The following is a 24,374-nucleotide window of genomic DNA, read 5'->3' on the forward strand; positions in this document are numbered from 1 at the left end:
AACATGGCCATGTCTTGCGGAAGGCAGGGGACAGGCTCTTTCGCCTAACCGATCATCATCAAACTGGCATTGCCGCCCGCTGCCGTCGTGTTGATGGAAGTCGACACCTCCTCCAGCAGCCAATCGACCGGATAGCAGCCCGTGCGCCCCGGAGGCGCGGCGTGAAGGGAAATGATCGGTCCCGGACGCTCGGCCAGGGACAGGGCCGTCGCCGCGATCTTGTCCGCCTTGCCCTCCACCAGAGCAGCGGCCACGGGCGCGGCAAGGTCGGTCGAGAAGCAACCCGCGACCAGCGGCGGCAGATCGCCGGGCAACGCCATGCCCTCCAGCACCCCCCGGTTCCCCGTGGCAAGGATCGCCGCCATCTGGTCGAACAGCCCTTCGCGCGTCGCCGGAAGCATCAGCACATTCCCGCGCCGATGCAGCGCATAGATATTGCGTTCCCCCACGGGCCCCGCCAGCAGCGTTTCGCTCCCCAGCGCCGACCGGCTTCCATAATCGCGTGCTACGGCTGCGGCCGCTTTCTCCCCCCGCGCATCAAGCCACCGGATAAGGGCCAACAAGGGCTCCGCCATCCCCTCCGCGCCGGACAGGATGGAAGGCGCGGCCACCGTCAGCCGACCCAGATAAAGCGGCCCGCCCGCCTTCGGCCCGGTTCCGGAAAGCCCCCGCCCGCCAAAGGGCTGGACCCCTACGACCGCGCCGATGACGTTGCGGTTCACATAGATATTGCCGGCCTTCACCCGCGAGGTGACATGCGCGACGGTCTGGTCCAGCCGCGTGTGCAGCCCGAAGGTCAGGCCATATCCCGTCGCGTTGATGGCATCGATCAGCTGGTCGATCCGGTCCCGCGAAAAACGGATGATGTGCAGCACCGGCCCGAACACCTCGCGCTTCAGCTCCGCGATACTCTCCAGTTCGATGATCGTCGGCGGCACGAAAGTGCCATGCGCGGTTTCCTCCGGCAAAGCCTGCTGCTCCACCTTGCGGCCCAGCTTGCGCATCGCCGCGATATGCGCCTCGATGTTGTTCTTCGCCTCGGCGCTGATGACCGGGCCGATGTCCACCGCCAGCCTGTCCGTCCGCCCGATCCGCAATTCCCGAAGCGCGCCCTTCAGCATGGCGAGCGTCCGGTCCGCCACATCCTCCTGCAGGCACAATATGCGCAGCGCCGAACAACGCTGCCCCACGCTGTCGAAGGCGGAGGCGATGACATCGGCCACCACCTGCTCCGCCAGCGCGGAGGAATCGACGATCATCGCATTCTGCCCGCCCGTCTCGGCGATCAGCGGAATGGGCTTGCCGTCGCGCGAGAGCCGTTTGGCGAGCTGATGCTGGATCAGCCGGGCGACCTCCGTCGATCCGGTGAACATGACGCCCGCCGTCTCCGGCGCCGCGACCAGCGCCGCGCCGATCGCGCCATCCCCCGGCATCAATTGCAGCGCATCCGCCGGAACCCCCGCCTCATGCAGGATGCGGACGGCCTCGGCCGCGATCAGCGGCGTTTCCTCGGCGGGCTTGGCCAACACCGGATTGCCCGCGACCAGCGCGGCGGCGACCTGTCCGGTGAAGATCGCCATCGGGAAATTCCACGGGCTGATGCATATCACCGGCCCCAGCGGCGCCTGCGCCGCCCCGAAGGTCGCGCGCGCCTGCGCCGCATAGTAGCGCAGGAAGTCGATGGCCTCGCGCACTTCGGCGATGGCGTTGGGCAGCGACTTGCCCGCTTCCCGCACGATCAGGCCCAGCAGGATCGGCATCCGCGCCTGCATGACGCTCGCGGCCCGCTCCAATATCGCGGCACGCTCGACCGGCGGGACATGGCCCCACGGACTTTCCGACGCGCGGTTGGCGGCGGCGCGCGCCTGTTCGGGCGACGCCTCGAACACCGTTCCCACCCTGTCACGATGGTCTGCGGGGTTGAGCACCGGACGCTCCGTCCCTTCCCCGCCCTCCGGCGCGGCGGTCCAGAGCGTCCCGGCGCTTTCCCGCAGCTTCTCCGTCAACGCCGCCAGCGCATCCTCATCGCTGAGGTCGATGCCTTCCGAATTGCGCCGGTCGGGATAGAGCGCGCAAGGCAATGCGATCTGGTCGTGCCGATGCCCCGGATGCGGCATGGCGCGCACGATCTCCACCGGATCGGCCGTCAGTTGCTCGACCGGCACGGCCGGGTCCGCGATCCGATGCACGAAGGAACTGTTCGCCCCATTTTCCAGCAAGCGCCGCACCAGATAGGCCAGCAGCGTCTCATGCGTCCCCACCGGCGCATAGATGCGGCACGGACGGTTCAGCCCTTTCGTTCCGACCACCTGCTCGTAAAGCGGCTCGCCCATGCCGTGCAGGCACTGGAACTCATAGCGCCCCACGAAGAAATCCGGCCCGGCCAGATGATAGATGGTCGCCAGCGTCTGCGCATTATGCGTCGCGAATTGCGGGAACACCGCGTCGGGCGCGGCCAGCAGCTTCCTCGCGCAGGCGATATAGGCCACATCGGTATGGACCTTGCGGGTATAGACCGGGAAATCCGCCAGCCCATCGACCTGCGCCCGCTTGATCTCCGCGTCCCAATAGGCGCCCTTGACCAGCCGCACCATGATCCGCCGCTCCGCCCTGCGCGCCAGATCGATGATCCAGTCGATGACGAACGGGCATCGCTTGCCGTAAGCCTGCACCACGAAGCCAAGACCGTTCCACCCAGCCAGATCGGGGTCCAGCGCCAGGCTCTCCAGCAGGTCGAGCGACAATTCCAGCCGGTCCCCCTCCTCCGCGTCGATATTGAGGCCGATGGCATAGCTTTTGGCCAGCACCGCCAGCGCCTTCACGCGGGGCAGCAACTCGCCCATCACCCGGTCCGCCTGCGCCCGGCTGTAGCGCGGATGCAGCGCGGACAGCTTGATCGAGATGCCCGGCCCTTCATAAATGCCGCGCCCGTTCGACGCCTTGCCGATGGCATGGATGGCGCGCTCATAATGCTGATGATAGCGCGCCGCGTCGGCCGCCGTCACCGCAGCCTCGCCCAGCATGTCATAGCTGTAACGGAACCCTTTGGCCTCCATCTCCCTCGCGCGTTTCAGCGCCTCGGCGATGGTCTCGCCGGTCACGAACTGCTCGCCCATCATCCGCATGGCAAGGTCGACGCCGCGCCGGATCACCGGCTCACCCGCCCGCGCGATCAGCCGCGTGAGCGCCGCGCCCAGCCCTCTGTCGTCGACGCTCCCCACCAGCTTGCCGGTGACCACCAGTCCCCATGTCGCGGCATTGACGAACAGCGACCGCCCGCCGCCCATATGCGATCCCCAGTCGCCGTCCGCGATCTTGTCGCGGATCAGCGCGTCGCGCGTCGCATCGTCGGGAATCCGCAGCAGCGCCTCGGCCAGACACATGAGCGCCACGCCCTCCTGGCTGGACAGCGAATATTCCTGCACCAGCGCCTCGACGCTGGAGCCCTTGGGATTGGCCCGCAGCCCCACGACCAGCTTTCGCGCCGTATCCCGAACGGCCGCCCGCATCCCATCGGACAGGCTCGCAGCCTCGATCAGCGGCGCAAGGCAGGCGGCTTCATCCCGGCGACAGGCGGCGGTGATGGCGCGGCGGAGGGGGGACTGTTCCCGGATGGCGGGAGCGAAATCGGCGAAGGGCGGCTGCGTGGTCATTCGGGAATAATACATCACGCATCCCCTTTGATCCCGACTTTTCCAGTGCCATTTTCCTGCCGCTTTGACTTATTTCCGACCTTCTTTTAGGAAATCCGGATGGATAAATCCTCCAATCCGGTCGATCTGGACGAGTTCGACCGCAAGATCGTCGGCGCCCTGGTCGAGGACGGCCGCATGACCGTCACCGATCTCGCCCGCGGCGTCGGCCTGTCGAAAACCCCCTGTCAGGTGCGGCTGCGGCGATTGATCGAAGCGGGCGTGATCAAGGGCTTCCGCGCCATCGTCGATCCGGCGAAGCTAGGCATGGATCATGTCGCCTTCGCCGAAGTGAAGCTCAGCGACACACGCGAACAGGCCCTGCGCGCATTCAACGCGGCCGTCCGCCGCATTCCCGAAGTCGAGGAATGCCACATGATCGCCAGCAGTTTCGATTATCTGCTGAAGGTCCGCACATCGGATATCCGCCGCTACCGCACCGTGCTGGGCGAGAAAATCTCCAGCCTGCCCCATGTGGCCAGCACGTCGACCTATGTGGCGATGGAAACGGTGCTGGAAGCGAGCGGGTCCCGGCTTACGGCGCAGAAGCAGGTCGGATAACGGCCAAAGGCGGGCATGCAATCTCAGTCCGGGCTGAACTTGTCGAAGCCCTCCACTGGGCGGAGCGAAGTGGCCTCCCTACGGTCGGCCGTGCCCTTCGACTTCGCTCAGGGCGAACGGAAAGAGGAAAGCGGACTGTCGCCAATCCACCCAAAACCTGTCACCGCAACCAGGCGCCCAATCTCAACTTTCCCCGAACACCCGCCGGAAGATCGTATCCACCTGCCGGAAATGATAGCCGAGGTCGAATTTCTCCTCGATCTGATCGGCCGTCAGCGCGGCGGACACGTCGGGATCGGCCTTCAGCAATTCCATCAGGGAAAGCTGCCCGTCCGACTCCCACACCTTCATCGCGTTGCGCTGAACGTAGCGATAGCTGTCCTCGCGGCTCACCCCCGCCTGCGTCAGCGCCAGCAGCACCCGTTGCGAGTGGACCAGCCCGCCCATCTTGTCGAGATTCTTCATCATCCGCTCAGGATAGACGAGCAGCTTGTCGATGACCCCGGTCAGCCGCCCCAGCGCGAAATCGAGCGTGATGGTCGCATCCGGCCCGATATAGCGCTCCACCGACGAATGGCTGATGTCGCGCTCATGCCACAGCGCCACATTCTCCATCGCGGGCATCGCATAGCTGCGCACCATGCGGGCCAGGCCGGTCAGATTCTCGGTCAGCACCGGGTTGCGCTTGTGCGGCATGGCGCTCGACCCCTTCTGCCCCGGCGAGAAATATTCCTCCGCCTCCAGCACTTCGGTCCGCTGGAGATGGCGCACTTCCACCGCCAGCCGCTCGATGGAAGAAGCGATGACACCCAGCGTCGCGAAGAACATCGCATGACGGTCGCGCGGGATGACCTGCGTGGAGACGGGCTCGATGGAAAGGCCCAGCTTCGCCGCGACATGCTCTTCCACGCGCGGATCGATATTGGCGAAGGTGCCGACCGCGCCCGAAATGGCGCAGGTCGCGACTTCCGCCCGCGCCGCGACCAGCCGCGCCTTGCAGCGGGAGAACTCGGCATAAGCCTCCGCCATCTTGAGGCCGAAGGTCACCGGCTCGGCATGGATGCCATGGCTGCGGCCGATGGTCGGGGTCAGCTTGTGCTCGAAGGCGCGGCGCCGGATCACTTCCAGCAGCTTGTCCAGATCCTCCAGCAGAATGTCCGCGGCTCGGCTGAGTTGCACGGCAAGGCAGGTGTCGAGAACATCGCTCGACGTCATCCCCTGATGCATGAAGCGCGCTTCGTCGCCCACCTGCTCCGCCACCCATGTGAGGAAGGCGATGACGTCATGCTTGGTGACCGCCTCGATCGCATCGATGGCGGGCACGTCGATGGCAGGGTTGGTCGCCCACCAGTCCCACAGCGCCTTGGCCGCGGACTTCGGCACGACGCCCAGTTCGCCCAGCGCCTCGGTGGCGTGCGCCTCGATCTCGAACCAGATGCGGAACCGGGCTTCCGGCTCCCAGAGGGCGGTCATGTGCGGGCGGGCGTAGCGAGGGACCATGGCGAATCCTGCATGATGGGGTGAAGGGTTGCGCGCCGCCTAGCAGCGTCCCTTGCCAAGAGCAAATCGCCGGAACGCGGCGCGCAATCCGCATCCATTCATCCCGATTCAAATAGAAATCGCAGCCGAAACGACCCGTTCGCGAAGATGAGTGGAAGATCATGAACCGATGTTCAGGAACTTTACCCAGTATCGGGATATTACCTCTCTTCAAGATCGAAGCGATCTTATGCGAATGAATTTGCCGACGAGAATGACAATTCTGGAGATTGATATGCTGCGTACGATGATTTTCACGACCGCTCTTGCCATGGCCGCTCCGGCGATCGCGCAGGACGCCACGATGCCGCAGCAGCCGGCTCCAGGCGCAGCCACGCCCGCCCAGCCAGGCTCGGCGCAACCGGGGACCGCGCAACCCGGTGCGGGAGCGCAACCGGAAGCGGCCCAGCCCTCCAGCCAGGCGGCCACCGTCGCTTCCATCGTGGAGAGCGAGTTCCCCGCCTATGACACCAACAAGGATCAGCAACTCGACAAGGCGGAATTTTCCAAATGGATGGTCGCGCTGAAGGATCAGGAAATGAAGGCGACCGGAAAGACGCTGCCGCCTGCTGAAGTCACCGCCTGGGCCGAAGGCGCTTTCGCCACGGCCGATGTCGACAAGAGCGGGACTGTCAGCAAATCGGAGCTTGTCAGCTTCCTGGGCGGTGGCGCTGGATAACCCTGCGGGCAAACGGAAGCCAAGGGTCGCACCGGGGCGGCGTGAGCGAAAAGCCACGCCGCCTTTTTTTGCGACTCCATGTCCCGGACCTGACATCTTGCAGCGGCCAGCCCCTGAGGGACGAAGCCGCGAAGGTTCAGGACCGCTTCTTGTTGGCGTAAAGCAGCGCGGCCACCAGCGCGGCGGAACCGATGCCCGCGGCGGTTCCCATCCAGACGCCCTTGCCGCCCTTGCGCGCGGCGTCCGCCTTAGGGGGATTGGTCGATGCGCCCTTTTCCTCGACAGGCTGGGGCGCGGTTTGCGGCGAATGATCTTCAGGCTTGCTCATGATGCCCCATGCTAGGCAACAAAGCCGTGAGAGGAAAGAGGCCAAAATGCCCGATCCGGCTCCGATCCCGCGATAATTTGCCTCCGCTCCGCCCGAATGCGGTGTCTTATCCCTGACGCGACGATGCCGCTGTGCGGACGAGACGCTTCCGCCCTCCGCCAAAATCGCCTAAGCTGTCCGCCGGATCAGCAGCCAAAGGACCGCCGATGCAATTTCTACGCACCGCCTTCTGGGTCGTCATCGCCGTCACCCTCGCCTTTTTCTGCATGGCGAATTATGTGCCGGTGACTGTCCGGCTGTGGGGCGATCTGGTGATGGAAACCAAGCTGCCGGTGCTGCTGATCGGCGCGTTCCTGCTGGGTGCGGGGCCGTTCTGGATCATGGCGCGGGCCACGCGCTGGCGCATGAAGCGCAGGCTGGACAGCACGGAGCGCGCCTTGGCCGCCGTCACCGCCGCCGCCGCGCCGCCGCCCGGCTCCGCCGCTGTCGCTCCACTCCCCGCGCCTACGCCGCAGGCCGATGAAACATCCCTGCCCGCCGCCGGCCCTTCCTCCCTCCAGACAACAGGAACAGCATGAGCAGCCCTCTCTATATCGCCATAGACACGCCCGATCTGGAAAAGGCGCAGGCATTGGCGGGGCGGGTACGCCATCATGTCGGCGGATTGAAGCTGGGTCTGGAATTTTTCTGCGCCAACGGCCATCACGGCGTGCATGAGATGATGAAGTTCGACCTGCCGATCTTCCTCGACCTCAAGCTGCACGACATTCCCAACACGGTGGCCAAGGCGATCCAGGCACTGCACCTTCTGGAGCCCGCGGTGCTGACCGTCCATGCGGCGGGAGGCCGCGCCATGCTGGAGGATGCGAAGGCAGCCGCTGGCGCGAAAACGAAGGTGGTCGCCGTCACCGTGCTCACCAGCCTCGACGATGGCGACCTGCTCGACATAGGCGTGGGCGGCAAGGCGGAGGATCAGGTGGCCCGTCTCGCCGATCTGGCGCGCGGCGCGGGACTGGACGGCATCGTCTGTTCCGGCGCGGAAGTGGGCCTGGCAAAGCAGATATGGCCGGACGGTTTCTTCGTCGTGCCGGGCGTCCGTCCCGCAGGCGGCGCGATGGGCGACCAGAAGCGCGCCGTCACCCCCCGCGAAGCGCTGGATCGCGGCGCGTCCATCCTCGTCGTGGGCCGCCCGATCAGCCTTGCGGAAAACCCCGACATGGCCGCCCGGGAGATCGAAGCGACGCTATAAAGCGGAACCTTGATCCGACGAGGGACGGCGCTTGCACGGGCGTGACTCCAACGGGCATAGCCGCCATCGCATTCCGGAAGCCAAAAAATGGGGGCAGCCACATCGTGACCGCCCCCCTTTCATCAGAAGCGATAGCCGACGCTGGCCACCACTTGATGCCGGTCGGTATCGACATCGAAATTACGGCTGGTCGCGCCATCCTCGAAGCGAATCCGGCCCTTGTTATAGTTGGAATAGCGATATTCCAGCTTGGCGAAGCTATTCGTGTTGATCGCACGCTCCACGCCCGCGCCGATCCGCCAACCGTCCAGCTTGAAAGCGGTATCAGTCACATTGTTGGTCACGCCCGAAAGTACCTTGAGCTTGGCGTTAGTATAGCCGCCCTTCACATAGACCAGCGTGGACGGGTCCGCGAGGATACCCGCGCGCGCGCCGACGTAGAAGTCACGGCCCTGCTTGACGCGGCCGAAACCGAAATCGTCGTTGAAGTCACCGCGGCTGCTCTTGGCGGTGGAATTGGTGAACTCGCCTTCCACGCCGACCACGGCGCTGCCCAGGTTCACGTCATAACCCGCGCCGACACCATAGAGCAGCCCGTCGATGGACTGGTCGTCGCGGCCATTGTCATTGTCGATGTCGCTGCCGGCACCGACATGGTCATAGCCCAGAATGGCTTCGACACGCGGCCCCGTGAAGGTCGGGCCGACATCCTGCGCCAATGCCGGGGCGGAAACCGCGCTGCCGGCCAGAAGGGTTGCGGCCATGATCTTTCGCATAGAAATAACTCCGTCTTCCTGTTCTCTTATCCCCGACAAGGGGGAAGACGGAGAAAGCGGAGCAAAGCCGTTGGTTGCATGAACCTAAGATAAACAAACACTTATGTTGCGGATATGTCACATCTGGCAGCACCTCGCCCCGGAGCCGTGCGTCAATCGCGACGAAGCGGAACGGCCCGCCGCTCAATAATCCTTGGACACGCGCACGTTCGCGCTTTCGCGGCCCAGCGTGGAAATGGCTCCCAGCAGCGACAGCCAGCGCGTGACCTGATATTCGATCCGCGTCGCCGAATAGCCCTGCCCATCGGTGATCAGCTCCACATAGGTCTTGCGCGTCAGATATTTGCCCGCCGCGATGGACGTGCCCTGCCCCTGTGTCGGATCGGCGGCGATGATGCGCAGCCGGTCCAGCCCCGCCGCCCGCCGCACCGCATTGATGGGATCGAGCCCGCCATTGCCCTGCAACGATCCCACCGCCGACGCCAGTTGCAGCGCTTCGGGCGCGGACAGGTTGGTGATCGACGTGCCGAACAGGATGCGGGAGAGCAATTCATCCTGCGGCAGCGCGGGCACGCTGGTGAAGCTGATGTCCGGCGCGAGGCCCGTGCCCCCCACATGGATCGAAGCGGTCAGGTCCGCCACATTGGCCTCCGCCGTGATGTCCAGCGTCGGGTTGACCGGCGTCTTCCCATCGAACTGGATCAGCCCTTCGCGAAGGTCGAACCGCCGGCCGGCAAATTCATAATCGCCCCGCACCAGCCGCGCCGTCCCCGCGATCGCCGGATTGGTGACGGTGCCGCCCAGATCCAGATTGGCCCGCCATTCGCTGTCCAGCCCCAGCCCCGTCACCATCAGCCGGTTGCGCGCCTGCGCCTTGATCGCGAGCGCCCAGGGCACGTTGCTGCGCACCCGTTCCATTTCCTCGCCCCGCCGGTTGATCTCCACCACCTTGAGTTGCGGAAGCTGCGCGGCGGCGGCGGCGCGGCCGAGCGTGAAGCGGCTCTTGATGAGTTTCAGGTCGCCCCCGATGGTGCCGCCCGATCCGTCCGACCGCAGCGTGATCGGCCCCGTCACCGTGGCCGCCAGGTCGTCCCGTTCCAGCAGCGTCGCATTGTCGGCCTGCAACGCCAGGTCCATGCCGACGCCCGCCGTGCCCTTGAAAGTGAAGGAGCCGCTGCCCGTCACCGATCCGCCATTGCGCGCCGTCGCGGCAAAGCTGGAGATAAAGAGCCGATCGCCCGAAAAGCGCCCCTGCGCTTTGACGCCGCTCAGCCGCATCCCCGTCACCGGGCTGTTGATCGCGACATTGTCGGTGGAAAATGTCCCGGCGATCACCGGCTCGCCCATCGTGCCGCGCACGTCCGCCGTCATGCTCACCGGCCCCACGATGTCGACGATCTCCACGCCCGTCAGCCGCCAAAGCGTATCGGCTGCGCCATTATAGCGCATCTGCGCGAAGAAGGGCGCGCGGTTCAGCCGCTCGATCAGGCTGCCATCCTGCCCCAGCGGCGTCATCAGCGCCTGCGCCTGCCCGATGGTGCGCCCGTCCGACACGAACAGCATCCGCGTCGCCAGCCGGTCCTGATTGAGGACGCCATTGACCCCGACATCCACCGGCCGCGAACTCAGCGAAAGGCCGGACCGCGACAGTCCCCGCACCCGCAACTCGACCTTGCCCGTCGGCATCCCGCCGCGCGGCTTGGCATAGCTCAGCGTCCCCGTCGCCACGCCGCCCAGCCCCAGATCGTCATAGGCGATGTCCAGCAGCGACAGCGGCAGGGCCTGCATCCGCGCCTCGATCGCAACGGATTCGCTCCCCAGATCGCCGCCCAACTGCACCGATCCCCCGGCAAAGCCGATCGTGGCCGGCGCCAGATGCCATCCCTCCTCCGTCCGCGTCAGCACGGCTGCGCGCGTCAGGCGGATCGGCTTGCCGTCCACTGTCCCGCCGGCCGTCAGGCGGATGCGGTCCGGCTCCACCTGCGCCTCGCCCTGGAGATCAAAGAGCCGCCCGCGTTGCCCCGAAAGGCTGCCGCGCACCGTGCCCCTGCCGTCCACCAGCTTCGCATTGCCCGCCATCCGGCCGAGCAAGATGCCGCCCACCCGCAGGCCCTGCGCCTGCACCGTGGCGTCGATGGAGGTGCCCTCCGGATCGAGCAGGATCACTGCGTCCAGCTTGCCCCGCATGACGGCGATGACGGTCGGCCCGTCAAAACGCGCGCGGCTGGCCGCGAGTTGAAGCTGCAATTGCTGCACGTCCTTGACGGGTTTGAAACCGACCGTGCCCGTCACCGGCCCGGCAACGGCCAGTTGCCCGTCCAGCCCACCCGTCACGGGCCGGATATCGCCACTCGCCGTCACGCCCGACACGGCCAGCCTTGCCACGCGCACGATCGCCTGGCCACCTTCGGGCAGCAGGATCGCGCCATTGCCGCTGAACGGCCCCAGCGTCGATCCACCCTCCGCCGTGAAGGCATAGCCGGTCGCATCGGGATCGAAACGCGCCTTCACCTCCCGCAGCCCCAGCGCATCCATCGGCCGATGCAGCAGCAGGTCCACCGCCGGACGGTCGATCTGCCCGTCCAGCGTCACGTTCAGCGGCCCATATTGCTGATGCCGCCCGCTCCCTTCGAAATGCACCGTCCCGTCGCGCCTGCGATAACCCTTCGCGTCCAGCACCAGCAGCGGCGATTGCACATGCAGGTCGTTAAAGGCCAGTTGCCCGTCCGCCCCCAGAGCCAGTCCGCTCCGCAGCGTCGGCAATCCGCCGCCCAGCGAATGAAGGAAGCTGTTGTCCAGCCGCCGCATCCGCGCCAGCGCATGGCCGCTCAGGGAAAACTCCCCCTTCGCCCCCGGCGCCGCCCGCAGTTTCGAGGTCAGGTCGACCACGCCCAGCCCGCGAATGAGCAGCCCGTTGATCTGTCCGTCCAGCCCGAAATCATAGCGCCCGGTCTTGAGGTCCGCCATCATCAGCAGCTTGCCGCTGAGCCTGTCCGACCGCACCGTCATCGGATTGCTGACGATCTGCTGCCCCTTGAGTTGCAGTACGCCGTCCAGCGCGAAGTTGCGGAATATCCCCTCGACCAGTTCCCCCTGCCCATCTAGCCGCCGCGCCCGCAGGCGCACGGGGATCAGCGCCGGGCCGTTCTTCGCCTTGCGCCCCTTGCCATCGGCGCGTAGGTCGCTGATCGTGGTCTTGTCGAAGATAAGCTGTTTCGCCGTCAGCAGATATTCGTAGCCGGGACTGGCAAAGGCCCCATCCAGCCGTATGCGCGCCGCCACGTCGCTCCCGCGCATATTCTTGAGCAAGGCTTCAGGCCGCGCCAGCTTCACATCGACCAGCATATTGTCGAGCGCATTGTTGCGCAGGTCGATGGCGCCGTCCGCCGTCAGGTCGATGGCGGCGGACCGCAGCGACAAAGTGCCGTCGATCACCCGGTTTTCCATGCCGCCTTCCGCCTGCACCGACAGGCGCGGCGTCGACAGCCGCTCGACCAGCCCATTGCCCGCCATGGCCGGTCCCTCGATCGACCCTTTTGCGCTATAGTGGCCTTTGCGCGCGGTCAGGTCCAGCGCGACCGCCGGCTGCGCGTCCAGCGTCCCGGCAAGCTGCCCGTCCCAGCGTGTCCAGCTTCCCTTGCCATGCACCCGCAGATTGGCGTCCTGCCTCAATCCCGCCATCGCCGCCAGCACGCCGCCTTTGGGCGCGTTCATGATGACTTCCAGATCGAACTTGTCGTCATCCGGGCGGCTGTCGAGCGCGATCTTCAGCGCATCCTCGCCGCCCAGCACCCGCGCCGACAGGTCGATGATGGCGCGGCCGCCGCGAATATCCGCGTCGCCGCTCAGCGTCGCCACCTGCGCCCGCCCAGCGACGCTGCGGTCGATGGCCAACTGTCCCACCGACAATTCCATCAGGCGGATGTCGAAACCCGGCAGGATCGGCCCTTCCCGCTCGCTCGGATTGAGCTTGGGCAATTTGTGCAGCGTGGCGCGCGGGATCGCCAGCCGGTCTATGTCCAGCCGGTTCGACAGCCACGCAAAGGGCCACCATTCCAGCTCCACCCTCGGCGCGTCGAAAAAGCGCCCCTTGGGATCGGACAGTTCCAGCCCGTGCAGCACCGCCTTGCGATAGATGCTGCCGTCGATCCGCTCGACCCGGATGCGCAGCCCCGAAGGCGGGCTGATGCCGGCGATCCGCGACACGAGGAAGCGGTGACCCGAAGGCGTATCGAGCCAGACCAGCGCTCCCACGGCGATCAGCAGCAACGCCCCCAGCACAGCCGTCACCCAACGCTGCCACCGCCCGTCCCATGCCCGGCGGAGCTTGGACGGCCGGGCCGTGTCGAGGGGCTGTTCCTCCGCCATCAGAAAGCCTGTCCCAGCGACACATAGACCGCGATCTTCGGATCGCCCTTTTGCGGATTGAGCGGCGTGCCGACATCGACGCGGATCGGTCCGAAGCTGCTATAATAGCGCACGCCCATGCCCGCCCCGATCCGCAAATCCCGGAATCGCGGCAGGAAACTGGTGGAGATATTGCCCGCGTCGACAAAGGGCACCACGCCGAAATCGCCGAAGCGCACCCGCGCCTCCAGCGAAAACTCCGCAAGGCTCTTGCCCCCGACCGGATCGTCATCCGGCCCATAGCGTGGCCCGATCTTCTGATAGCCATAGCCGCGCACCGACGCGCCGCCGCCCGCATAGAAGCGCCGCGACGGCGCGATCCGGTCCACGCTCGATCCCAATATCGTCCCGAACCGCGTCCGCGCCGCCACCACCACCCGGTCGCCCATCGGCTGATAGACGCTGCCGTCCAGTTGCACCCGCGCATAGCCGAAAGTGCCGCTCTGGAACGATAATTCGGGGCTCAGCCGCCCGCCCAGCCGGAAACCCTTCGTCGGATTGAGCAGGTCGTCGCTGCCGTCATAGGTGAGGCTCAGCGGCACCGCCCCGATGAAGAAGGTCCGGCGCGACCCGCCGCTGAAGAAATCGGCTTCATCCGACGCCACCAGTTCCGTGCCGACGCGCCACACCCATTTCTTCTGGAACAGGATATTCGTCTGCCGCTCCAGCCCGGCCGCGATGGTGATGGTCCGCGCATCATAGGCGTCGCGCTTGATGTTGCTGACCGACAGCAGCCCTGTCAGCACATTATCGCGCCGATGGAAATTATTGCGTCGGTAAAGCACGCTCCCCGTCTGCTCCTGCGTGCCGATGACCCCACGCAGCGTCACCGCGCCTTCGGGCGGCAGCAGGTTGCGATGCTGCCAGCTCACCTCCGCGCGATAGCCCTCGCCCGTGCCATAGCCCAGTTCCCCCGCAATAGTCCGTAGCGGCGCGGACCGGACCTCCACGTCCAGGTCGACATGCTCTCCGTCCCCCGCATCGCGCGGTTTCAACGTCACCGTGGACACCAGGCCGGTCGCCACGATGGCGCGCCGCAGATCCTCCACATCCGACGCCATATAGGGATCGCCCGGATCGAAGCGCGCGATTTCCTGCAAGTGCCGCGCATTGAACAGCTTGTTTTCGTTAAGGACGATATGGCCGAAGGTCCGGTAGCCTCCCGGGGTCACCACGATGTCCAGATCGCCCTTGCGCTCCTCATGGTCGATCCGCACCTCCGGTTCATCGACCTTGGCAAAGGGGAAACCATTCTCCGCCAGCGCCGTGGACAGCGAATCGCGCCCGGCCACGATCCTGTCCGCATCCACCGGATCGCCGACCTTGACCGGAAAAGCCTCCCGCAGCTTCGGCTCGCGCGGACCTGTGCCTTCCAGCCCCATCAGGTCGACCGAGGACAATCGATATTGCGTCCCCGGCACCACGTCGAACCGCACCGCCAGCCGGTCGCTCCCCGCAGGCGGCGGCGACACGGACCCACGGATGCGCGCCGCATAATAGCCCTTGGCCCGCAGCAACTGGTCCAGCAGATCACGATCTTCCTTCAACCGCCGGTTGATCTGCGCCAGGTTGGCGCGCCGCTTCTCGCCCTGCGAAAGGGCCGACAATTCCTTGAAGCGCAGGTTGAACTGATCGTCCGCGATCCCCTCCACGCCGTGCAGCGCCACGCTGTAGCGCCGTTCCTCCCCCGCATCGGTGAAGGCGGGGCTCTGCTCGACCGGCTGCGCCTCCAGATCGGGCGCTTCCACCACTACCGCGCCATCGGGATCGGCCGCCTCGGCCTGCGGCTCGGCAGGCAGCGGCTCCACCCTGTCGGGCTGCCCCATGTCGGGCCAGTCGACGCCGATATCCGGCATGGGATCGAGCGGAAGCGCTTGCTCCTCCACCGGCTCGGGAGCGGGAGGCGCGGACTGGGCGCGGACCGTTCCCGGCGCGGCCAGCAGCAAGGGCGCAAGGACGAGCCGAGCGACATGCGGGCAGCCTGAGAAGCGGCGTCGGTTCCGCAAGCCGTTGGTCATGCACCCGATCTAGCCCATATGCCCCGGACAATGCCAGCCAAGAAGCAGGCCCGCCGCATCATTCCGTCGCCCCGCCGCCTTTTTCAGCCCGCCGCCTTTTTCAGAAGGATGTGTTCAACCGGTCCATCAACGCCCGTGCGGGGCTTTGCGGTTCCTTCCCGTCCGGACGGCGCATCAGGTCGATCCGCCCCTGCAACCGCGCCACCCGCTCATAAAGCTCCTGGCTCGCCTCCACCAGCGACCGCGCCGCGAAAGGGAAATCCGCCACCAGCGCCGGATCGCTCTGCGCCGCCGCGCCCAACCGGTATTTCTCATCGCGCATGTCCGCGTCGCCGATCTCGCCCCGCTGCCACGCCCGCTGGCTCAACAGCCAGGCGATCACATGCATCAGCCGCGTCGTCACCTTCAGCGATTCGCAGGCGAAGGCGACCCGCTGCAACGGATCGCCGGTCAGGTCGCCGGGCAAGGCGTCGGAATCGAAATAGGAACGCGCCTCGTCCGCCATGACCATGGCTTCGACATACAGGCTGTCCACCAGACGCTGGTGAAGTCCCCGATCGAGCGATGCAGCTTTCCCCATCGCGCCTGACTGGCACATTCCCGGCATTTTGTCAGTCCCGCCCCGCGCCCCATACTGCGGCTGTCCCATTCAGGGGCGGTCGGCGCACCCCCGCAAGCCCTAGGCGATGATGTCCGGCACCAGCGCATCCTCCAGCATCGCCATCTCATCGCGCAGGCGCAGCTTGCGCTTCTTCAGCCGGGCGACCTGCATCTGGTCGCCCGCTCCCGACTCGACCAAGGCGGAAATCGCGCCGTCGAGGTCGCGATGCTCCACCCGCAGCATTTCCAATCGACGCATGATGTCTTCCCGGCTCACCGCATCCGCTTCCCAGAACCCCATTCAACGACGGATCGTTGATAACCCGCCCCGGCCATGCGGGCCATCGCAAATTTCGGGACGGGCCATCGCAAAGCCCGAATCCCCGCGAGACAAGCCGGGCGATTCATGATCTACTTCGTCATCCATCACCCTCGTAAGGAGAATGTCATGGAAAACAGCCATATTTCCGCTCTTTCAGCCAAGCACGCCGGACTCGAGGCCCGAATCAAGGCGGAGACGAGTCGGCCGATGCCGGACGCATCGCTCGTGGCGTCGCTGAAGAAGCAGAAATTAAGGTTGAAGGAGGAAATGACCGCGCAGCACTAAGCGCCATTCCGTCATGACGGGCTTCATCGGATGGAGGTGAAGCCCGGAAGACAAAGCCCCGTCACGCACGGGGCTTTTTATTTGGAGCGGGACGGGCGGCAAAAGGCGGGCTGGTTCGGCCATTGACCAGGCAAGTCATTCATCCCTTCATGCTGATCCTGTCGAAGGCCTGATATCCCCATTCCGACGGACGACGACGCAAACCAGGCTTCAACGCCCCCGAACCGATTGCCATCGCAGATAATCGGGCAGCACATGTCCCTCGCCGCTTCCCACCGGGCGTCGGACCAGCCGGGGGTCGATCGGCCGGTCGAACGCCACGCCGATCCTTTCGCCATGAGCCCATGCGACCTGCCCGTCCACTCGGCCCACCCCGCGCAGTTCCAGCGTCAGCCGGGTCTGGGCCGCGACGCGCCGTTCGCATTCCGCCATCAGGCCGGTGGCCGACAGGTTGCGGACGCGCGCCTGGCACAGCGGCATCCCGTCATCCCGGACCAGATTGGTCAGCAGAAAAAGGCTGTCCCGCGGCGACGTTCTGGCCGGGCCGCGCTCCAAACCATCCTGATCCATGTCCATCGGCCGACCTGTCACATTACCTGTTGAAAGTTCAGGTCATTGCCACCGGCACATGGATAAAATGTTAATCCCCTAATCGTCGCGCGAAATCTTTTCCTGCCGCTCATGGCGTTCCTGCGCCTCGACCGTCATGGTCGCGATCGGGCGGGCTTCCAGGCGACCGAGCGAAATCGGCTCGCCGGTCACTTCGCAATAACCATATTCGCCCTCGTCGATGCGGCGCAGGGCGGCGTCGATCTTGGAGATCAGCTTGCGCTGCCGGTCGCGGGTGCGCAGTTCGATCGACCAGTCCGTCTCGCTCGACGCGCGGTCGTTGAGGTCCGGCTCGCGCAGCGGCTCGTTCTGGAGCACCGCCAGCGTCCCTTCCGCTTCGGCCAGGATTTCCTTCTTCCACGCCCAGAGGCGCTGCCGGAAATATTCCAGCTGCAACGGGTTCATGAATTCCTCATCCGGCGACGGGCGATAGTCGGGGGGGAGTGTTACAGCCGATTTCGGCGGCTTGTCGCCGTCCTTCTCGGAATTCAAAACCGATGCCATCTGGCTCTCCGACTCGATGGGCCCCGGCGCTGAAAGGGCCGGGAGGCCATTCCTTATGGTGGGCGCCCTAATAGCCATGGGCGCGGACCGACACAAGCGAACATTCGCCGTGCGCCAATGCCCTCAGTCCATTCGTTTTTCCACCGGGGCAGGACATCCGCCGAGTCCCTCCGGAAGGCGCCGCGCGGGGTCACCCCGGGCAAGCGGGATTCACTTCCCCGCCCACGCCTGTTCCATAGTGGGACGTTAACCATATCGGGCCACCCGATACGGTAAATCTCCTCGACTTGGGCGCGACAATCAGGGTTAACGGCGTTGCAGTTAACGCTTTATTTTGCGTTCCTGCACATAGGGAAAACCCGCCGCCCCCTTCACCGGGCCAGACCGGCGACGGGGGACCAGGGGTTAAAAGGATAAGAGTGAACCTATGTCGGTACGGATGGCATTGGCAAAATTATGCGCCTGCACCTGCGGCGGCGCCATCATCGGCGGCGGCGCCGTCCACGTCGCGGATAACGCGCGTCCGGCGATGGTCAAGAGCACCAAGAGCGTGAAGGCCGCGCCCAGGAAGCGCTATGCCGTCCGCACGGTGAAGCGCAAGGTCGTCAAGACCGTGACCGCCTGCGCGCCGTCCACCGTGACCGTCACGACACAGGCGGCTCCCATTCCCCTGCCCGCGCCCATGCCTGTCCCTGAAATGCCGATGATGTCGGGCGGATCGGCCGTTCCGGTCGTGATGGGCGGCGGCTTCGGCGGTTTCGGCGGCGGCGGGTTCATCGGCGGCTTCTTCGGAGGCGGCGGTGGCGGTGGCGGCGGTTCCGTCGTCATTTCCTCCACCAGCAGTTCGACCGGCGGCATCAGCAGCTCGACCAGTTCGACCACCGGCGGCGTGTCTACCTCGACCGGCGGAGTTTCCACCTCGACCGGCGGCGTCTCGACATCCACGGGCGGCGTTTCCACATCCAGCGGCAACGTGTCGACCTCAAGCGGCGTGTCCACTTCATCGGGCAACGTCTCGACCTCATCGGGCAATGTCTCCACCTCGTCGGGCGTCAGCAGTTCCTCCTCGTCCAGTTCGTCGTCATCCTCTTCTTCCTCGTCCTCCTCCAGTTCGTCGAGCAGTTCGAGCGGCGGCAAGGGGTCGAGCGGCGGCCATCACGGTTCCTCCGGGTCCAGCGGCGGATCGTCCAGTTCCTCGTCCAGCAGTTCCTCTTCGTCCAGCAGCAGTTCGTCGAACGGCGGATCGTCCAGCTTCGGCACCACGAGCAGCAGTTCAAGTTCCTCCTCCAGCTCCTCGTCGAGCAGTTCGTCCTCCTCCAGCAGTTCGGGCGGCAGCTCCAGCAGCACCGGCGGCACGGACGTTCCCGCGCCACCGATGGTCCTGCTCTTTGGCGCGGGCGCGATCGCATTGATCGCCCGCCGCCGCTTCGCCGATCGAAAGGCCAGCGCGGCCGCCTGACGGGCGGCCGCGACATGGGACCTCTTCCCGAAAAATACGAGAAGAAGGCCCTGATTGAGTCTCGTCCATAGCGATGGAATGCTAAAATTAATTCAAGATGTGCGCCTATTATCGTAATCAGGCATAATAAACCTGCCATTCTCGACGAAATATTTTCTGATGACATCATCACCTAGTTGTTTGATCCCACGGTTTGATGGTGCGATCCTTTCGTTGGAATGGAAGGAAGCCTTATGGGACAGGTACGTCACGGGAGCGCCACGACCACGCACGCCGTCCGAGCAGCAATACAGCGATCGCAAGCTTCGCTCGCGACGCTGAGCCGGGATTTGGGGATCAACCCGAAGACGGTGGCGAAGTGGCGCAAGCGGGCGACGGTCGAGGATTTGAAGACCGGGCCGAAGGCCCCTCATTCCACCACCCTGTCCGAGGCCGAGGAGGCAATGGTTGTGGCGTTCCGTCGACACACGTTGCTGCCGCTCGATGACTGTCTTTATGCCCTGCAACCATCGATCCCGCACCTGACACGATCGGCGCTGCACCGATGCCTGCAGCGACACGGCATCTCTCGCCTGCCCGACATCGAAGGTGACAAGCCAAAGCGACAACGCTTCAAACGCTATCCGATCGGCTTCTTCCACATCGATATTGCCGAAGTGCAAACTGCAGAAGGCAAGCTGTACCTGTTCGTCGGCATCGACCGCACCAGCAAGTTCGCCGTCACGCAACTCGTCGACAAGGCGGATCGCCGAACGGCGTGGGAGTTCCTCGAACACCTGCTGAAAGCGGTGCCCTACCGCATCCACACGATCCTGACGGACAATGGCATCCAGTTCGCCGAGCAGCCGCGCAACCGTAACACCGCATGGTCACGCCAGATGCGCTTCGACATGATCTGCGAGGCAAACGACATCGAGCATCGTCTCACCAAACCGAACCACCCGTGGACCAACGGCCAGGTCGAGCGGATGAACCGGACCATCAAGGAGGCGACCGTCAAACGCTTCCACTACGACAGCCATCAGCAACTCCGGACGCACCTCGCTGACTTCATGGCCGCCTACAACTTCGCCCGAAGGCTCAAAACGCTCAGCGGGCTCACACCCTACGAATACATCGCCAAGATCTGGACGTCAGAGCCAGAACGGTTCATCGTCAACCCAATCCACCAGATGCCGGGACTGAACAACTAGTTTCTCGCTCTCAGCTGCAGACCGGCTGCTTTGCCCGCCAGGACGCCCCGTACTGGCCGATAGGCGAACGTCGAATCTGGAACAGGATACGAGAATAGCCGCCGTTCGCGCGGGTCGGCTCCCGGCAAAAGCGGAACTTCGTGTTTGCAGGAAGGCATAGGCCATCATTGTCATGAGAAGGTGGCGATGCAGCCCTGTCCATGATCGTCCTTCGAAGTGGTCGAGGCCGAGTTCCTCCTTGAGCTGCTGGTGCGCCTGTTCGCAGATCCAGCGCGCCTTGATAGCGCCAGCGACGTCCTTGACCGCGGTGTCGGAGGGAAGGTTGGAGAGATAGTATTTTCGCTCGCCGTTCGAGCGATGCTCACCCACCAGCCAAGCCTCTTCGCCTGGCATATGCTGAGCACCAGCAGCTCCGATCCGCTGTGGCGCGCCATCGGCGATACGCACACGCATGGCGGCAAAGCGAGCCGCCAGGCGGCCTTTGGTCCCTCGGCGCCAACTGACCTGCCGCCATCTCGCATCTTCGAGCATGGCATAGGCTGCTCGGGATTTGACGTCGGGCACATGCCGAACTCGTGGTCGCCCACGTCCTGCTACCGGGAAGATCAACTGCACGTCGGCAGGAAAGACCTTCTGGTGCCGGGGAATACCAACGGCCCAGCGCAAGCCTCGTGCACTGAGCGCCTGCCGGAACGGCCCTGACAAGCCATAGCCGGCGTCGGCCAGGACGCAGCCGAAGCGCGCACCGGCAGCAATGACCCGGTCGATCTCCTCGATGGCGATGTCGGGCTTCGTGCGATAGGCTTGGGAATCTTTGGGCACGCCAGCCCTCTCCATCCGGGCCGTGTCGCTGGTCCAGCTTTCTGGCAGGTATAGCCGCAAACCCAGCATGACCGGCACCTCCCCCGAAGCCAGGGTCACCGATACGAGCGTCTGGCAGTTCGCGTTCTTGCCCAGTACCGTAGCATATTGGGGCGCGACCCCGACCGAGGCTTTGCCCTTCTTGGGAAGGGCTGTGTCGTCGATGATCAGCCAGGCTTTGTCGCCACCGACCAACTCATCCGCTTGCCGCCACAACCTCGCCTCCAGCGGCGCGCTATCCCAGATCCCGGCACCGATGAAATGATGCAGCCGGTCATAGCTGAGCGCGTCTGCGCGGGCCGCCATGGGCTGGATGCTCTTGCGATCGCCGGGGCCAATCAAGCCGGCGATGTAGGCCGGGCACATCCGACGCCGCGTCTTGTTACCCAACTTCTGCAGATACGGCGCAAGCCAATGCTCGAGATCCCGCTGCCAATCCTCTTCCATCGCCAGCCTCCATCAAAGCTGGCTTCCCATGAATCACGCATTTCCCCCGCAGGGAATCCCAAAAATTACACTTCTGCCAAAGTAGTGCTAAGGTCTGTGGACATTCAGGATTTTCAGGAGTGAAGCATGTACGTCATTTCCTGGATCGAAGGAACAGGCCGCCCCCCGCACAGGCGAGCATGGATATGCCCGCGATCAGAAACGCATCGCTATAGGCCAGCAGCAATGCTTCCCGCCCCATCGTCTGATTGATGATGGCGAGCGCCTGCTCCCGCAGGGGTGCGGCCGCCGGGTCATGGAGCGCGGTAGCCCGCTCGATAGGACGATGGGCGAGCAATCTGACCATTTCGACGCTTCTCTCCTGAAAGAGAGGCGAGAATGGATTGATGGCCTCCCCGATACGGGCGGCATGCAGTTTCTCACGCTCGACGACGATCTGTCCGGCGATCGCAATGCCGATCGCGCCGCCGACATTGCGCACGGTCGAGAACAGACCCGAAGCGGAACCCAGTTCCGATTTTTCCAGTCCCTGCACGGCCATCACCCCGAGCGCCACGACAATGAAGGATTGGCCGATCCCGCGCACGACCAGCGAGGGCACGATCACATTGGCGGCGGCATCGCCATCGAGATGAATGTTCATCAGGCAGCCGGCCGCCATGATGACGAAGCCCAGGACGATGATCGTGCGCACGCTGGTCCACTGCATCAGCCGGGGCGTCGCGAAGGACATGACAAGCTGGATCAGGCCATAGGGGATCATAGTCAGGCCGATCTGCCTGGCGTTATAGTGATGCGCATCGGCAAAATAATTGGGAACGAGAAAGACGACCCCGAACACGATTGCGCCGAAGGTGAACTGCATCAGGTTGGCGAGGCCAAAATTATATCGGCCAAGCAGACGCAGATTGATGAAGGGATTGCGCTGCCGAAGCTCGATTACCACGAAGGCGGCAAGAGCGATCACGGCGACCGCTGCCATGGAAGCGATCCAGTTCGATGAAAACCAGTCCTTGCGGCCGCCTTCCTCCAGCACGATCTGGAGTGCGGAGAGGCCCAACGCCATGGCGATGATTCCACCCCAGTCTCCGCCGCGCAGCTTGTCCAGCGCCGCCGGGGCGCGCGGCGTCGCCCAACCGATGGCCGCCAGCAGCAACAGGCCGGGCGGAACCTGGAGATAGAAGATCCAGCGCCAGCTATAGGCGTCGGTCAGCCACCCTCCGAGCGACGGACCGGCCGCTTGCGCCACATTGTTCGCGACCGCGAACAGCGCCATGCCGAAGGGGTGCCGGGAGGGGGGCAGTTCGCTGACGATGATCTGGAAGGAGAGCGGAATGAGCACCCCGCCGAACGCACCCTGCAATGCGCGGGCGACAATCATCGTCCCGATGTCGGGCGCCATCGAACAGGCAATGGAGAACAGCACGAAGCCGCCAGTTCCGACCATCAGCACCCGGCGCATGGAGAAGACCGATACCAACCAGCCCGCCATCGGAATGACGATGATCTCCGCCACCAGATAGGCCGTGGTGATCCAGGAACCTTCCTCGAAGGATGCGCCCAGCGATCCCCGCACATCGGGCAGCGAGGCGTTGGTGACGTGCACGTTCATGCCCGCCATGAAGCAACCCACGACTCCCGCCAGAACCGCGACCCACGCCCGCAGCGGCACGCTATCGTCCGGGCCCTCCCTGCGCTCGCCTTGTGCTGTCGCGGTCATCGGCGATCACCGCGCGTATCGACGATGGTCTCCACCGACATGCCCGGCCGCACCATCGCGGCGCGCGCCTGTCCCGGATCGATGCGGATACGCAGCGGCATCCTCTGGACAATCTTCGTGAAATTGCCGGTCGCATTGTCGGGCGGCAGAAGAGCGAATTGCGCGCCCGACGCGGGGGCGAAGCTGTCGACATGCCCCTTGAGAGTGGCGCCGCCAAAGGCATCCACGGCGATCGTCACCGATTGGCCGGGACGGACACGCTCCGTCTGCGTTTCCTTGTAGTTCGCTACAATATAGGCCGTTGCCGGCACCACCGCCATCAGCGGCGCGCCGGTTTCGGCATAATGCCCGACCCGCGCCGTTCTTTGTCCCACCTGCCCGGAAACGGGCGCGCGGATGACCGTGCGTTCCAGATCGAGCTGTGCGGCATCCAGTGCCGCCTGAGCCTGCCGCACGGCGGCGCGCGCCTTGTCCAGATCGGCGACGGCTTCGTCCCGCCCTGTCGTCAGCACGGACAGCATGTCGCGGGAAGCCGATGCTCTCGCCCGCGCCTCGGCCAGATTCGCGTTGGCTTTGCGGCTGTCGGCCTGAGCCGTCTCGAACATCTGCGCACTCGTCACCTCCTGACGGGAAAGGGACGACTGGCGTCTGTAGTCGAGGGTGGCGAGGCGCGCTTCCGCATCCCGTGCGGCAAGAGCAGCCATATCCTGCGCGATCAGGCTCCGCTGACGCATCTTCCGGGCATCGAAATTGGCGATACGCGCCTGCTGGGCAACGACAGCGGCCTGCGCGGCCGAAAGCGCGCCTTCGGCCTCTGCCACTTTCATCCTGTAATCGCGATCGTCGATCCGGGCGAGAATATCCCCGGCGCGCACTCGCTGATTGTCGGCGACGGCGAGCGCAGCGATCACGCCCGCGACCCGCGGCGCTATGGTTACGACATCCGCCCGCACATAGGCGTTGTCGGTTTCGACCAGGAACCGCCCCTTGACCCACCAATGAATGCCAAAACCCGCGGCCGCGACCAGAGCCAGCCCGCAACCGGCGACAAGCAACCGGCGGCGGCGGCCGGGCCGCATCCTGGCGATGGAAGGCGTGTTTTTCGGGCTGTCACTATCTGTCATG

At 65.0% G+C, this 24,374-nt stretch carries 21 protein-coding genes; 6 read left to right on the top strand and 15 right to left on the bottom strand.

The genetic code is table 11. The features are described from left to right. Nucleotides 1-44 precede the first annotated feature (44 nt). A complete protein-coding gene (gene putA, locus SCLO_RS07370) occupies nucleotides 45-3,653 on the bottom strand; it encodes a trifunctional transcriptional regulator/proline dehydrogenase/L-glutamate gamma-semialdehyde dehydrogenase (protein ID WP_066521892.1) in 3,609 nt (1,202 codons plus the stop codon). 99 nt (nucleotides 3,654-3,752) lie between these two features. Here putA and SCLO_RS07375 point away from each other — a divergent pair, with 99 nt between their 5' ends. Next, nucleotides 3,753-4,253: an Lrp/AsnC family transcriptional regulator gene (locus SCLO_RS07375; protein WP_066521878.1), complete on the top strand. Its 501-nt coding sequence runs from the start codon at nucleotides 3,753-3,755 to the stop codon at nucleotides 4,251-4,253. A 183-nt stretch (nucleotides 4,254-4,436) separates the two neighbouring features. On the opposite strand, the gene purB is transcribed toward SCLO_RS07375, so the two are convergent. Beyond that, nucleotides 4,437-5,753, bottom strand: coding sequence for an adenylosuccinate lyase (gene purB / locus SCLO_RS07380; protein WP_066521772.1), 1,317 nt, complete (start codon nucleotides 5,751-5,753; stop codon nucleotides 4,437-4,439). A 274-nt stretch (nucleotides 5,754-6,027) separates the two neighbouring features. Between purB and SCLO_RS07385 the strand changes: the two genes are divergently transcribed. Further along, nucleotides 6,028-6,471: an EF-hand domain-containing protein gene (locus tag SCLO_RS07385; protein WP_066521785.1), complete on the top strand. Its 444-nt coding sequence runs from the start codon at nucleotides 6,028-6,030 to the stop codon at nucleotides 6,469-6,471. A 136-nt stretch (nucleotides 6,472-6,607) separates the two neighbouring features. On the opposite strand, the gene SCLO_RS07390 is transcribed toward SCLO_RS07385, so the two are convergent. Continuing rightward, entirely contained in the window at nucleotides 6,608-6,799 is a 192-nt protein-coding gene (locus SCLO_RS07390) for a hypothetical protein (RefSeq protein ID WP_066521770.1), read from the bottom strand. Nucleotides 6,800-7,005: 206 nt separating this feature from the next. Here SCLO_RS07390 and SCLO_RS07395 point away from each other — a divergent pair, with 206 nt between their 5' ends. After that, nucleotides 7,006-7,377: a lipopolysaccharide assembly protein LapA domain-containing protein gene (locus SCLO_RS07395; RefSeq protein WP_066521768.1), complete on the top strand. Its 372-nt coding sequence runs from the start codon at nucleotides 7,006-7,008 to the stop codon at nucleotides 7,375-7,377. After that, a complete protein-coding gene (pyrF, locus tag SCLO_RS07400; RefSeq protein WP_066521766.1) occupies nucleotides 7,374-8,048 on the top strand; it encodes an orotidine-5'-phosphate decarboxylase in 675 nt (224 codons plus the stop codon). Before SCLO_RS07395 ends, pyrF begins: the two co-directional genes overlap by 4 nt. A 122-nt stretch (nucleotides 8,049-8,170) precedes the next feature. Here pyrF and SCLO_RS07405 read toward each other — a convergent pair whose 3' ends face one another. The 5 genes from SCLO_RS07405 to SCLO_RS07425 all read right to left on the bottom strand — a co-directional run bounded on the left by SCLO_RS07405 (nucleotide 8,171) and on the right by SCLO_RS07425 (nucleotide 16,108). After that, nucleotides 8,171-8,824 carry an outer membrane protein gene (locus tag SCLO_RS07405; protein ID WP_066521765.1) on the bottom strand — a complete coding sequence of 218 codons (654 nt, stop codon included), beginning with the start codon at nucleotides 8,822-8,824 and terminating at the stop codon, nucleotides 8,171-8,173. A gap of 183 nt (nucleotides 8,825-9,007) precedes the next feature. Next, nucleotides 9,008-13,192: a translocation/assembly module TamB domain-containing protein gene (locus SCLO_RS07410; protein ID WP_066521763.1), complete on the bottom strand. Its 4,185-nt coding sequence runs from the start codon at nucleotides 13,190-13,192 to the stop codon at nucleotides 9,008-9,010. Then, complete coding sequence (locus SCLO_RS07415; protein ID WP_083949222.1) at nucleotides 13,192-15,249, bottom strand: autotransporter assembly complex protein TamA; 2,058 nt, start codon at nucleotides 15,247-15,249, stop codon at nucleotides 13,192-13,194. Before SCLO_RS07415 ends, SCLO_RS07410 begins: the two co-directional genes overlap by 1 nt. Nucleotides 15,250-15,349: 100 nt before the next feature. Next, nucleotides 15,350-15,829, bottom strand: coding sequence for a DUF1465 family protein (locus SCLO_RS07420; protein WP_066521761.1), 480 nt, complete (start codon nucleotides 15,827-15,829; stop codon nucleotides 15,350-15,352). Nucleotides 15,830-15,928: 99 nt separating this feature from the next. Beyond that, a complete protein-coding gene (locus tag SCLO_RS07425) occupies nucleotides 15,929-16,108 on the bottom strand; it encodes a YdcH family protein (protein ID WP_066521780.1) in 180 nt (59 codons plus the stop codon). 189 nt (nucleotides 16,109-16,297) lie between these two features. Between SCLO_RS07425 and SCLO_RS07430 the strand changes: the two genes are divergently transcribed. Continuing rightward, nucleotides 16,298-16,456: a YdcH family protein gene (locus SCLO_RS07430; RefSeq protein ID WP_083949224.1), complete on the top strand. Its 159-nt coding sequence runs from the start codon at nucleotides 16,298-16,300 to the stop codon at nucleotides 16,454-16,456. A gap of 210 nt (nucleotides 16,457-16,666) precedes the next feature. On the opposite strand, the gene SCLO_RS07435 is transcribed toward SCLO_RS07430, so the two are convergent. The 4 genes from SCLO_RS07435 to SCLO_RS07450 all read right to left on the bottom strand — a co-directional run bounded on the left by SCLO_RS07435 (nucleotide 16,667) and on the right by SCLO_RS07450 (nucleotide 18,925). Then, a complete protein-coding gene (locus SCLO_RS07435; RefSeq protein ID WP_066521757.1) occupies nucleotides 16,667-17,032 on the bottom strand; it encodes a PilZ domain-containing protein in 366 nt (121 codons plus the stop codon). Nucleotides 17,033-17,104: 72 nt separating this feature from the next. Further along, nucleotides 17,105-17,569, bottom strand: coding sequence for an RNA polymerase-binding protein DksA (gene dksA / locus SCLO_RS07440; RefSeq protein ID WP_066521754.1), 465 nt, complete (start codon nucleotides 17,567-17,569; stop codon nucleotides 17,105-17,107). A 573-nt stretch (nucleotides 17,570-18,142) separates the two neighbouring features. Then, a complete protein-coding gene (locus SCLO_RS07445) occupies nucleotides 18,143-18,706 on the bottom strand; it encodes a hypothetical protein (RefSeq protein WP_066521752.1) in 564 nt (187 codons plus the stop codon). 18 nt (nucleotides 18,707-18,724) lie between these two features. Further along, the gene (locus SCLO_RS07450) at nucleotides 18,725-18,925 is read right to left on the bottom strand and encodes a hypothetical protein (RefSeq protein WP_066521750.1); all 201 of its coding nucleotides are present in this window, start codon (nucleotides 18,923-18,925) and stop codon (nucleotides 18,725-18,727) included. A 336-nt stretch (nucleotides 18,926-19,261) separates the two neighbouring features. Here SCLO_RS07450 and SCLO_RS07455 point away from each other — a divergent pair, with 336 nt between their 5' ends. After that, nucleotides 19,262-20,221, top strand: a complete 960-nt coding sequence (locus tag SCLO_RS07455; protein ID WP_096362068.1) for an IS481 family transposase — start codon at nucleotides 19,262-19,264, stop codon at nucleotides 20,219-20,221. Here SCLO_RS07455 and SCLO_RS07460 read toward each other — a convergent pair. The 3 genes from SCLO_RS07460 to SCLO_RS07470 form a co-directional block, all read right to left on the bottom strand. After that, the gene (locus SCLO_RS07460) at nucleotides 20,162-21,529 is read right to left on the bottom strand and encodes an IS701 family transposase (RefSeq protein WP_407695316.1); all 1,368 of its coding nucleotides are present in this window, start codon (nucleotides 21,527-21,529) and stop codon (nucleotides 20,162-20,164) included. The two genes, SCLO_RS07455 and SCLO_RS07460, sit on opposite strands and share 60 nt — an antisense overlap. A 133-nt stretch (nucleotides 21,530-21,662) precedes the next feature. Next, nucleotides 21,663-23,249, bottom strand: a complete 1,587-nt coding sequence (locus SCLO_RS07465; protein ID WP_066522155.1) for a DHA2 family efflux MFS transporter permease subunit — start codon at nucleotides 23,247-23,249, stop codon at nucleotides 21,663-21,665. After that, nucleotides 23,246-24,373, bottom strand: coding sequence for an HlyD family secretion protein (locus SCLO_RS07470; protein WP_066522158.1), 1,128 nt, complete (start codon nucleotides 24,371-24,373; stop codon nucleotides 23,246-23,248). The genes SCLO_RS07465 and SCLO_RS07470 overlap by 4 nt, the downstream gene beginning before the upstream one ends. Between the last annotated feature and the right edge of the window lies 1 nt (nucleotide 24,374).

This window comes from Sphingobium cloacae (assembly GCF_002355855.1).
Classification (GTDB): domain Bacteria; phylum Pseudomonadota; class Alphaproteobacteria; order Sphingomonadales; family Sphingomonadaceae; genus Sphingobium; species Sphingobium cloacae.

Coding starts and splice junctions, on each gene's coding strand:
- dksA (WP_066521754.1), bottom strand. CDS start 17,569: ATGGCATCGGTTTTGAATTCCGAGAAGGACGGCGACAAGCCGCCGAAA.
- SCLO_RS07465 (WP_066522155.1), bottom strand. CDS start 23,249: ATGACCGCGACAGCACAAGGCGAGCGCAGGGAGGGCCCGGACGATAGC.
- SCLO_RS07395 (WP_066521768.1), top strand. CDS start 7,006: ATGCAATTTCTACGCACCGCCTTCTGGGTCGTCATCGCCGTCACCCTC.
- SCLO_RS07420 (WP_066521761.1), bottom strand. CDS start 15,829: ATGGGGAAAGCTGCATCGCTCGATCGGGGACTTCACCAGCGTCTGGTG.
- SCLO_RS07455 (WP_096362068.1), top strand. CDS start 19,262: ATGGGACAGGTACGTCACGGGAGCGCCACGACCACGCACGCCGTCCGA.
- purB (WP_066521772.1), bottom strand. CDS start 5,753: ATGGTCCCTCGCTACGCCCGCCCGCACATGACCGCCCTCTGGGAGCCG.
- SCLO_RS07430 (WP_083949224.1), top strand. CDS start 16,298: ATGGAAAACAGCCATATTTCCGCTCTTTCAGCCAAGCACGCCGGACTC.
- SCLO_RS07410 (WP_066521763.1), bottom strand. CDS start 13,192: ATGGCGGAGGAACAGCCCCTCGACACGGCCCGGCCGTCCAAGCTCCGC.
- pyrF (WP_066521766.1), top strand. CDS start 7,374: ATGAGCAGCCCTCTCTATATCGCCATAGACACGCCCGATCTGGAAAAG.
- putA (WP_066521892.1), bottom strand. CDS start 3,653: ATGACCACGCAGCCGCCCTTCGCCGATTTCGCTCCCGCCATCCGGGAA.
- SCLO_RS07375 (WP_066521878.1), top strand. CDS start 3,753: ATGGATAAATCCTCCAATCCGGTCGATCTGGACGAGTTCGACCGCAAG.
- SCLO_RS07435 (WP_066521757.1), bottom strand. CDS start 17,032: ATGGACATGGATCAGGATGGTTTGGAGCGCGGCCCGGCCAGAACGTCG.
- SCLO_RS07460 (WP_407695316.1), bottom strand. CDS start 21,529: ATGGAAGAGGATTGGCAGCGGGATCTCGAGCATTGGCTTGCGCCGTAT.
- SCLO_RS07415 (WP_083949222.1), bottom strand. CDS start 15,249: ATGACCAACGGCTTGCGGAACCGACGCCGCTTCTCAGGCTGCCCGCAT.
- SCLO_RS07385 (WP_066521785.1), top strand. CDS start 6,028: ATGCTGCGTACGATGATTTTCACGACCGCTCTTGCCATGGCCGCTCCG.
- SCLO_RS07470 (WP_066522158.1), bottom strand. CDS start 24,373: ATGACAGATAGTGACAGCCCGAAAAACACGCCTTCCATCGCCAGGATG.
- SCLO_RS07390 (WP_066521770.1), bottom strand. CDS start 6,799: ATGAGCAAGCCTGAAGATCATTCGCCGCAAACCGCGCCCCAGCCTGTC.
- SCLO_RS07425 (WP_066521780.1), bottom strand. CDS start 16,108: ATGCGTCGATTGGAAATGCTGCGGGTGGAGCATCGCGACCTCGACGGC.
- SCLO_RS07405 (WP_066521765.1), bottom strand. CDS start 8,824: ATGCGAAAGATCATGGCCGCAACCCTTCTGGCCGGCAGCGCGGTTTCC.